This window comes from Streptomyces sp. NH27 (assembly GCF_056859195.1).
In genome coordinates, this window is sequence record NZ_JACEGK010000321.1 from 1 (window position 1) to 9,034 (window position 9,034).

At 71.1% G+C, this 9,034-nt stretch carries 7 protein-coding genes, 1 tRNA gene and 1 pseudogene; 3 read left to right on the plus strand and 6 right to left on the minus strand.

Annotated elements, in window-relative coordinates; translation table 11 throughout:
• Positions 1 to 332 precede the first annotated feature (332 nt).
• On the plus strand, positions 333 to 1,001 hold the full coding sequence (locus AC13HU_RS23920; protein WP_483043999.1) for a cellulose binding domain-containing protein: 669 nt from the start codon (positions 333 to 335) through the stop codon (positions 999 to 1,001).
• Positions 959 to 1,612 (plus strand): annotated as a pseudogene (locus AC13HU_RS23925) (glycoside hydrolase family 48 protein); the annotation flags it as partial. The gene AC13HU_RS23920 and the pseudogene AC13HU_RS23925, both read left to right, overlap by 43 nt.
• A 112-nt stretch (positions 1,613 to 1,724) precedes the next feature.
• Here the strand turns inward: AC13HU_RS23925 and AC13HU_RS23930 are convergent.
• The 3 genes from AC13HU_RS23930 to AC13HU_RS23940 all read right to left on the minus strand — a co-directional run bounded on the left by AC13HU_RS23930 (position 1,725) and on the right by AC13HU_RS23940 (position 3,935).
• Positions 1,725 to 1,797, minus strand: a tRNA-His gene (locus tag AC13HU_RS23930).
• A gap of 76 nt (positions 1,798 to 1,873) precedes the next feature.
• Positions 1,874 to 2,491 (minus strand): oligoribonuclease, encoded by a 618-nt coding sequence (gene orn / locus AC13HU_RS23935; protein ID WP_483044000.1) that lies wholly within the window; start codon positions 2,489 to 2,491, stop codon positions 1,874 to 1,876.
• A gap of 10 nt (positions 2,492 to 2,501) precedes the next feature.
• A complete protein-coding gene (locus tag AC13HU_RS23940) occupies positions 2,502 to 3,935 on the minus strand; it encodes a GlxA family transcriptional regulator (protein WP_483044004.1) in 1,434 nt (477 codons plus the stop codon).
• A gap of 799 nt (positions 3,936 to 4,734) precedes the next feature.
• Between AC13HU_RS23940 and AC13HU_RS23945 the strand changes: the two genes are divergently transcribed.
• A complete protein-coding gene (locus AC13HU_RS23945; protein WP_483044001.1) occupies positions 4,735 to 5,256 on the plus strand; it encodes a universal stress protein in 522 nt (173 codons plus the stop codon).
• A gap of 167 nt (positions 5,257 to 5,423) precedes the next feature.
• Here the strand turns inward: AC13HU_RS23945 and glmS are convergent, their stop codons facing one another.
• The 3 genes from glmS to AC13HU_RS23960 all read right to left on the minus strand — a co-directional run.
• The gene (gene glmS, locus AC13HU_RS23950) at positions 5,424 to 7,238 is read right to left on the minus strand and encodes a glutamine--fructose-6-phosphate transaminase (isomerizing) (protein ID WP_483044002.1); all 1,815 of its coding nucleotides are present in this window, start codon (positions 7,236 to 7,238) and stop codon (positions 5,424 to 5,426) included.
• A gap of 75 nt (positions 7,239 to 7,313) precedes the next feature.
• Positions 7,314 to 7,589 carry a hypothetical protein gene (locus AC13HU_RS23955; RefSeq protein ID WP_328464361.1) on the minus strand — a complete coding sequence of 92 codons (276 nt, stop codon included), beginning with the start codon at positions 7,587 to 7,589 and terminating at the stop codon, positions 7,314 to 7,316.
• A gap of 68 nt (positions 7,590 to 7,657) precedes the next feature.
• Positions 7,658 to 9,034 (minus strand): IucA/IucC family protein (locus tag AC13HU_RS23960; protein WP_483044003.1); only part of this gene is annotated, 1,377 nt, incomplete at its 5' end.

Below are 9,034 nucleotides of genomic sequence, written 5' to 3' on the forward strand. Positions count from 1 at the left end.
GGCCCCGGCGGTGCGGGCCGCCCCGTGACCCGGGTGGTGCGCAAACGGGGAAGGCATGTGGACGCGCTCCCACTGGTCCGCCGGAGACCATAGCGGGTCGCCGTCCTCTCGGTAGGGGTGAGGTGACGGCCGGGTCGGCTGCTGGTCGGCTCGGTGGTGGTGAAGTGGGCTGTTTTCGGGCGCAATTGAGGCGCGAGGCGGCATGAGCATGTCGTTGTGGTCGGCCTCTTGACAGGGCTTCACGGCGCCCCGATTGTGGGAGCGCTCCCACTGGTTCGGTTGCACCTCCCCCCACGTTCCCCCCACAACGAACCGCGAGGAGGACCTCTCGCATGCCCAGAGGAAGACCTTTCAGAACGCGGCAGAGAAGGCTGGTGACGGCCTTCGCGGCCGCGCTCGCCGTGCCGCTCGCCGTGACGGTGGCGGGCGGCACGGCCGCGCACGCAGCGGACATCCGGTGTGCCGTCGACTACACGACCAACGACTGGGGCGGCGGGTTCACCGCCAACACCGAGATCACCAACCTCGGCGACGCCCCGATCGACGGCTGGACGCTGACCTACGCGTACTCCGGCGACCAGACGTTGCAGAGCGGCTGGAACGGCGACTGGTCGCAGTCCGGCAAGGACGTGACTGTCAAGTCGCTGGACTGGAACAAGACAATCATGGCCGGCGGCAATGTCACCGCGAGTGCCAATTTCAACTACACGGGCAGCAACGCGGCACCCACCGCGTTCGCGGTCGACGGCACGGTCTGCGGCGGCGCCCATCAGCCGCCGCTGCCGGTGCTGACCAGTCCGGCGGCCGGCGCCACGTACAACGCGGGCGCCGACATCCCGCTGGCGGTCACCGCCGTGGCCGCGGACGGCGCGACCGTCACCAAGGTGGAGTTCTACAGCGACGACGTGCTGCTGGGGACCGACACCACCGCGCCGTACACCGTGGACTGGGCGGAGCCTCGCACTTCGGCCACCAGAACCCGCTGGCTGCCTGCGCGTTGACCACCGACGCCAACATGGCGCCCAAGTCGGCGACCGGCAAGCAGGATCGGACCACCAGCCTGGGCCGGCAGCTGGAGTTCTACCAGTGGCTCCAGTCCGACGAGGGGGCCATCGCCGGTGGCGCCACGAACAGTTGGGACGGCGCCTACGCGCAGCCCCCGGCCGGCACGCCCACCTTCTACGGGATGGCGTACGACTGGGAGCCCGTCTACCACGACCCGCCGTCGAACCAGTGGTTCGGCATGCAGGCGTGGTCGATGGAGCGGGTCGCGGAGTACTACCAGCAGACCGGCGACGCGAAGGCCAAGGCGATCCTGGCCAAGTGGGTGAACTGGGCGATGTCCGAGACCACGGTCAACGCGGACGGCACCTTCCAGATCCCCTCCGACCTCGCGTGGTCCGGCGCGCCGGACATCTGGAACCCGGCCGGCCCGGGCGCCAACACCGGCCTGCACGTGACGGTCACCTCCTACGGCGACGACCTGGGCGTCACGGCGGCCTACGCCAAGACACTCGCCTACTACGCCGCCAAGTCCGGTGACACCGCCGCCAAGGCGGAGTCCAAGGCGCTGCTCGACGGCATGTGGGACCACTACCAGGACCGGACCGGGCGCCGGGGCCCGCCCCTCGCCGAGAGTGCGGGGGCGGGCCGCCGGTGCCTGCCCGGGCAGACGAAAGCGGCCGCTGTTCTGCCGAAGCAGATCAGCGGCCGCCTTGCGTGAGGGTGAGTGACGGGACTCGAACCCGCGACATCCTGGACCACAACCAGGTGCTCTACCATCTGAGCTACACCCACCATGAGCGGCGCTTTCCCTACCGGGGTGGCGCCGCCTGCAAAAGTGTACAGGGTGAGGAGGGGTGGTCGCGCCCGCCTATTCGGCGGGGTGCGGAGCCGGCGGAAGGACGTGCTTGGCGGCGATCGCGCGGGCGGTGTCCGTGTCGGGGCCGGGGGCGGGCACGAAGACGGCCTCGCGGTAGTAGCGCAGCTCGGCGATGGATTCGCGGATGTCGGCGAGCGCGCGGTGGTTGCCTTTCTTCTCCGGGCTGTTGAAGTAGGCCCGCGGGTACCAGCGGCGGGCCAGCTCCTTGATCGAGGAGACGTCCACGATGCGGTAGTGGAGGTGCTGCTCCAGCGTCGGCATGTCCCGGGCGAGGAAGCCGCGGTCGGTGGAGACGGAGTTGCCGCACAGCGGAGCCTTGCGCGGCTCGGCGATGTGCTCGCGGAGGTAGTCCAGGACGACCTTCTCCGCCTCGGCCATGCTGACCCCGCCGGGCAGTTCCTCCAGCAGCCCGGAGGCGGTGTGCATCTGCCGGACGATCTCCGGCATCGTCTCCAGCGCCTCGGCGGGTGGGCGGATCACGATGTCCACCCCCTCGCCGAGGATGTTCAGCTCGGAGTCGGTGACGAGCGCGGCCACCTCGATGAGCGCGTCGTGCGCCAGCGAGAGGCCGGTCATCTCACAGTCGATCCACACCATCCGGTCGTTCATGTGTCTCACCCTACGGGCGATCACGCGGCCCCGGGAGGGCGGTACCCAGACCGCGTCCGGCGCGCAGCCGCCCGCGCGCCGGCCCGTCGGCCGCATCGGACCGCCCGGACTGCTCCGGGACCCGTGCGGAGGTGGTGTAGGCGTCCGGGTCGCCCTTGGCGGGAGCGGCCAACACCTGTGAGCCGCCGCCCGGTCCGCCGCCTGGTCCGGTTCCGGGCGTGGAGCCGTGCCCGGAACCGTGCCCGGAGCTGTGCCCGCCCCCGCTCCCGTAGGCGTTCCCGGGTCCGGGTCCGGCCGCCGGTCCGCCGCCCAGGCCACCGCCCAGACCGCCTCTGCGTGCCGGTGGCACTTCGGCGGGCGGCGCGGCCCGGTCGCCGTCGTCCTGCGGCCTGCGGGCGCGGTACGCGGCGCGGTACGACGCGGGGGAGGAGCCGAGCTGCCGCCGGAAGTGCCCGCGCAGCGCCACCGGAGAGCGGAAACCGCACCGCCCCGCCACCTCGTCGACCGAGTAGTCCGATGTTTCCAGCAGCCGCTGCGCCTGGAGTACCCGCTGTGTGATCAGCCACTGCAGCGGCGCGCTGCCGGTCAGCGAGCGGAACCGGCGGTCGAAGGTGCGCCGGCTCATGTACGCGCGCGCGGCCAGCGCCTCGACGTCGAACTGCTCGTGAAGATGCTCCAGCGCCCACGCGACGACCTCGGCCAGTGGGTCCGCGCCGATCTCCTCTGGTAAAGACCGGTCCATGTGTCGCTGCCCGGTCTGCCAGTCCGCCCGGCGCGGGGGCACCACCAGCCGGCGGGCGAGCGCGGCGGCCGCGTCCGTGCCGTGGTCGGTACGCACCACGTGCAGGCACAGGTCGATGCCGGCCGCGGTCCCGGCGGACGTGAGCACGTCGCCGTCGTCCACGAACAGCTCGCGCGGGTCCACGTGCACCGACGGGTAGCGCTTGGCGAGCGTCGGCGCGTACATCCAGTGCGTGGTGGCCGGGCGGCCGTCCAGCAGGCCGGCGGCGGCCAGCACGAACGCACCGGTGCACAGGCCGATGATCCGGGCGCCCTCTTCGTGCGCGCGGCGGATCGCGTCCAGGGCCTCCGGCGGCGGCGCCTGGGATATCGAGCGCCAGGTCGGCACGACCACGGTGCCGGCCCGGGCGAGCGCCTCAAGGCCGTAGGGCGCGGTCAGTTCGAGCCCGCCGGTGGTGCGCAGCGCACCCTCCTCGCCGGCGCAGACCAGCAGCCGGTAGCGGGGCACGCCCGCGTCCTGCCGGTCGATGCCGAAGACGGACAGGGGTATGGAACTCTCGAAGATCGGACCACCGCTGAAGAGCAGCACCGCGACGACCTCGGGCCGGCGGCGCGCGGAGAGCTTGCGGATGGCGCGAGGCGATGCCGATGGTGCTTGCGACGGAGTGTCCGCCGCCGTACCGGAACTGGACTCCTGGCTCATGGAGCTCAAGCCCCCCTCGTATCGACGCGTCGTCCCCTCGGTCCTGCACGATCCCCCGCTGTCCTGCGCAGTCACCCATGATCAAATCTACTGTGTCAGGTGGGGCGTTAGTGACAAGTTCACCATCTGACGCTAAGTCGACAAGGCAACGTGGCGTAAAGCATTCGATCACGAAGCGTTTCACCCGGGCGGCCCGCTGGGAAGTACGCCTCATGTCACCGGGACCCCGGACCGCACCGTCCGCGTCCTGCCGCATCGTAGAACCGCTGGTGGCACAGGTGTTAGTGCGCCCTGCCGCCAACGAATGCGTAACGGCGCCAAGTTGGCCGAAAATCGCTGCTCCGGAGCCGAATATGCGTACGGCTTTCGCGGGTATTCCGGAGTGAACTTGCACATCTGCGACCGCCGTCGGGATGGTACGCGCGGTGCTGGTCGGGTCAGGGCGGAGAGCGGTGACGGAAGTTGTCGGGGAGGCGGCCGCAATGCGCCCCGCGGTGCGCCCGTGCGCTGAACCGTGCAGCCGGTTGGCGCGATGACGTCGCGCTCATTGGCGCGGTGCCGTTGCGCTCTTGGCTTCCCTCCGGCATTCTCCTGGGAACTCCGGGTACGGAAGACGTACGGAAGAGCCTGTGAAGGGCACGTCGGCCCTGTGCAGGCGCTTGTGCCGGCCGTACCCTGGAGGGAGTGGGACGGGAAGTGGTGAACTGGCCGAAACCGGCCGCTGCGGCGGCCCGCCCTGCGAGAAACGTCTTGTCCGCTGCTCGGCGCGTCAGCGCCGCCCTCGCCGAGAATCCGCATCATGGCCGGTCATGAGATTCCCGAGCCCGCCGACGGCAGGCCGCTTGCCGAGTCGGCGGCGGTGCCCGAGCTGGCCACCGCGCGGCACCACTCCTGCGACCCGGCCTTCCGGCACGGAGTCGTCGTCGGCTTCGACGGGTCCGTCTCCAGCGAGCGCGCCCTGTCGTACGCGATCGGGATGGCCCGCAGAACGCACTCCGCACTGATCATCGTGCATGTCGCCAACCGGCTGCCCGCCACCGTCTGGGCCGGCTGCGAGCCACCCGTCTTCGTGGACGTGCCCGACCACCGCACCGAAGTGCTCGGCCTCGAACTGGCCTGCGCCGACCACCTCGCCGAGATCTCCTGGGTGCTGGTGGAGCGCGGCGGCGACATCTGCCACGAGCTGGAGGAGGTCGGCAAGGAGTACGAAGCCGACGCGATCGTGGTCGGTGGCACGCACGGCATGGTCGGCCGGATCTTCGGCTCGGTGGCCGGACGGCTGGCCCGGCGGGCGCAGCGGCCGGTGGTGGTCATTCCGTAGCGGGTCTCCCGGGGGCGGGTCCTGCCCGCGACGCGCACCGGCCGCCGTTGTGACCGTATGACCGATCGGTCCGGGCCCGGCTGGCCGGTGCAGGCTCGCCTGATGATCGTTTCCGGGCCCGGCTGGTCGGTCCGGGCCCGGCTGATGATCGGTCCGGTCTCGGCCGGTCACTCCACGGTGACCGACTTCGCCAGGTTGCGCGGCTTGTCGATGTCGCGGCCGAGCGCGAGAGCGGTGTGGTAGGCGAAGAGCTGTAGCGGGATGCCCATCAGGATCGGGTCCAGCTCGTCCTCGTTCTTCGGCACGATGATCGTGTGGTCGGCTTTTTCCTGCTCCTGGTGGGCCACGGCGAGGATGCGGCCGCTGCGGGCCTTGATCTCCTCCAGCGCGGCCCGGTTCTTCTCCAGCAGGTCGTCGTCGGGCACGATCGCCACCGTCGGCATCGCCGGCTCGACCAGCGCCAGCGGGCCGTGCTTCAGCTCGGAGGCCGGGTACGCCTCGGCGTGGATGTAGCTGACCTCCTTCAGCTTCAGCGACGCCTCCCGGGCCACCGGGTAGCCGCGCACCCGGCCGATGAACAGCATCGACTTCGCGTCCGCGAAGTGCAGCGCCAGCCGCTTGATCTCCGGCTCGGCCTTGAGGATCTCGTCGATCTGGCCGGGCAGCCGCCGCAGCCCCTCGATGATCCGCCGGCCGTCGGCGACCGACAGGTCCCTGATCCGGCCCAGGTGCAGCGCGAGCAGCGCGAAGGCCACCACCGTGTTGGTGAAGCACTTCGTGGACACCACGCACACCTCGGGCCCGGCGTGCACATAGGTGCCGCCGTCCGCCTCCCGGGCGATCGCCGAGCCCACCACGTTGACCACGCCGAGCACCCGCGCGCCCTTGCGCTTCAGCTCCTGCACGGCCGCCAGCACGTCGTACGTCTCGCCGGACTGCGACACCGCCACGTACAGCGTGTCCGGGTCGACCACCGGGTTGCGGTAGCGGAACTCCGAGGCGGGTTCGGCGTCCGCGGGGATACGGGCCAGCTCCTCGATGAGCTGCGCACCGATCTGGCCCGCGTGGTAGCTGGTGCCGCAGCCGAGGATCTTGATCCGCCGCACCCCGCGCGCCTCGCGCGGGTCCAGGTTGAGGCCGCCCAGGTGCACCGTGGCGAACTTGTCGTCGATCCGCCCGCGCAGCACCCGGTCCACCGCCTCGGCCTGCTCGGCGATCTCCTTGTGCATGTAGGTGTCGTGCCCGCCCATGTCGTACGACTCGGCCTCCCACTCCACGGTGGTCGGCGTGGCGGTGGTCCGGGAGCCCTCGGTGGTGTACGTGCGGAAGTCGTCGGCCTTGAGAGTGGCCATCTCGCCGTCCGCGAGCGTGACGACCTGGCGGGTGTGGGCGACGAGCGCGGCCACGTCGGAGGCGACGAACATCTCCTTCTCGCCGATACCGAGCACCACGGGGGAGCCGTTGCGGGCCACCACGATCCGGTCCGGGAAGTCGCGGTGCAGCACCGCGAGGCCGTAGGTGCCCTCGACCGCGCGCAGCGCCTCGCTGACCTTCTGCTCCAGCGTGTCGGCCTGCGAGCGGGCGATGAGGTGGACGAGTACCTCGGTGTCGGTCTCCGAGCTGAAGGTGGTGCCCTCGGCGGTGAGCCGGGCGCGCAGCTCGGAGGCGTTGTCGATGATGCCGTTGTGCACGATGGCGACCGAGTTGTCGGCGTCGAGGTGCGGGTGGGCGTTGTCGTCGCTGGGCGCGCCGTGGGTGGCCCAGCGGGTGTGCGCGATGCCGGTGGTGCCGGCGAACCGCTTGGGGACGCGGGCCTCCAGGTCACGCACCCGGCCCTTGGCCTTGACGGTCCGCAGCCCGCCCGTCCTGCCGGTGATCACGATGCCGGCCGAGTCGTAGCCCCGGTACTCCAGCCGCTGCAAGCCCTCCAGCAGCAGTGGTGCCACGTCGCGCCTGCCGATGTAGCCGACAATTCCGCACATATGCCGTCCCTCTCGGTCGTACCTGTCGGGGGTGCCCGGTGCGCCCCTGAGCGCCCGGTCGGTGGGGGTGCCCGGTCAGCCGTAGACGATCCGGCGCAGCTGGCGCTGGGAGAGCGCGGCCGGGGCGACCGCCCGGTGCGGCAGCTCCTCGCCGATCCGCTCGAAGATCTCCGTGTTGACCAGCCCCTTCGCCTGGAGCTCGCGGTGCCTGCGGCGGACGTACTCCTCGGTCGTCTCGTCGAAGTACGCCAGGACGTCCAGCACCACCCGGGACGCCTCGCCGCGGTGCAGCGACGTGGTGCGGACCAGGTGGTCGATGAGGTCCTCGTAGGACGTCCGGTGTTCGGGCACCCGTTGATACTCATCAGATCATCCCTGCTTTGCAAGAATCCTGCCCGTTTTCGGGCACCACGGCGCGATTAGTGAGGGCCGAACGGGTGAGCGGCGATCGGATTGTCCAGAATTCCGACGAATTGCAGCGCCGCCGAGGGGGCGGCGAGGTCGACCATGCTGCGGTTGTTCCGGAGCTGGAGCCGGTTCAGGCAGGAGCGGGCGAAACGCGGCGCGAACAGGTCGTGCCGGCGGAAGCGCCCGGCCAGCTCGGGGTGGGCCCGCTGGTAGTCCGCGACGCACTCGGCGACCGTCCGCCAGAAGGCGTCCTCGTCCAGCACCCGCCCGGTGTGCAGGATCGCGGACAGGAAGCGCAGGAAGCAGTCGAAGACGTCCGTGAACACGCACAGCGCCCGCTCGTCCGCCGGGATGTCGGCGCGGACCCGGCGCACCTCCGGCGGCAGATCCGCCTCCGGGTCCATCACCACGATCTCCTCGGCGATGTCCTTGAAGATCACCCGCTCCACCCGGCCGTCGGCGTCGAGCACGAGGATGACGTTCTCGCCGTGCGGCATGAAGGCCAGGTCATGGGCGTACATGCAGTGCACCACCGGCACCAGGTACGCGTCCAGGTAGTCGCGCAGCCAGCGCTCGGGCGGCTCGCCGGAGCGGGCGATCAGCGCGGCGGCGAAGGAGCTGCCGTCGGGCTCGACGTGCAGCAGCGACGCCATCGTCGCCGCCGACCGCCCGGGGCCCAGCCCCGGCACCGGGCTCTCCCGCCACAGCGCGGCCAGCATCTTGCGGTAGGGCGAGCCCGGCTCCGTGACGGCCTCGTGCGGCAGCGGGTGGTAGCCGATGGCGGCACGCTCGCGCAGGATCGAGAAGCGGGCGGCGGTCAGGGTCGGATCGGCGGCGACCAGCCCCGCGACCCAGTCGTTGATTGCGGGAGTGCCGGCCATGTACGCGGCGGACAGGCCGCGCAGGAAGCCCATGTTGAGGACGGACAGCGCGGTCTTCACGTAATGGCGCTCGGGGTGACCGGCGTTGAAGAAGGTGCGGACCGACTGCTGGGCGAGGTGGTCGTCGTCGCCAGGGCCGAGGTGGACGAGGTGCCGCTGGGCGACCTCGCCGGCGAAGGTGGTGGCGAGGCGGTGCTCCCACTGCCAGGGGTGGGCGGGTATCAGGAGGTAGTCGGTGGGGTCGAGGCCGCGATCCCGGAGGACCCGCGCGAAACGCTCCCGGGTGGAGGGGGCCAACTCGCCCGCGATCAGGCCCTCGTAGGTGAGGCCGGCGCCCACGCTGACGTGGGTGCGGTCGCGGTGGGCGGCGAGCCAGGTCAGCCGGACGGGGGTGGCGGCCTCCGGGGTGTACGCCGCCAGGTCGCGGGCGCCGAAGCCGATCCGGCCGCTGTTGGCCACGAAGCAGGGGTGCCCTTCGAGCATGGCGGCTTCCACGGTCTGCAAGGG

What these genes read in the sequence shown, in the direction of transcription:
- AC13HU_RS23920 (WP_483043999.1), top strand. Translation starts at nt 333, where the DNA reads ATGCCCAGAGGAAGACCTTTCAGAACGCGGCAGAGAAGGCTGGTGACG.
- orn (WP_483044000.1), bottom strand. Translation starts at nt 2,491, where the DNA reads ATGAACGACCGGATGGTGTGGATCGACTGTGAGATGACCGGCCTCTCG.
- AC13HU_RS23940 (WP_483044004.1), bottom strand. Translation starts at nt 3,935, where the DNA reads ATGAGCCAGGAGTCCAGTTCCGGTACGGCGGCGGACACTCCGTCGCAA.
- AC13HU_RS23945 (WP_483044001.1), top strand. Translation starts at nt 4,735, where the DNA reads ATGGCCGGTCATGAGATTCCCGAGCCCGCCGACGGCAGGCCGCTTGCC.
- glmS (WP_483044002.1), bottom strand. Translation starts at nt 7,238, where the DNA reads ATGTGCGGAATTGTCGGCTACATCGGCAGGCGCGACGTGGCACCACTG.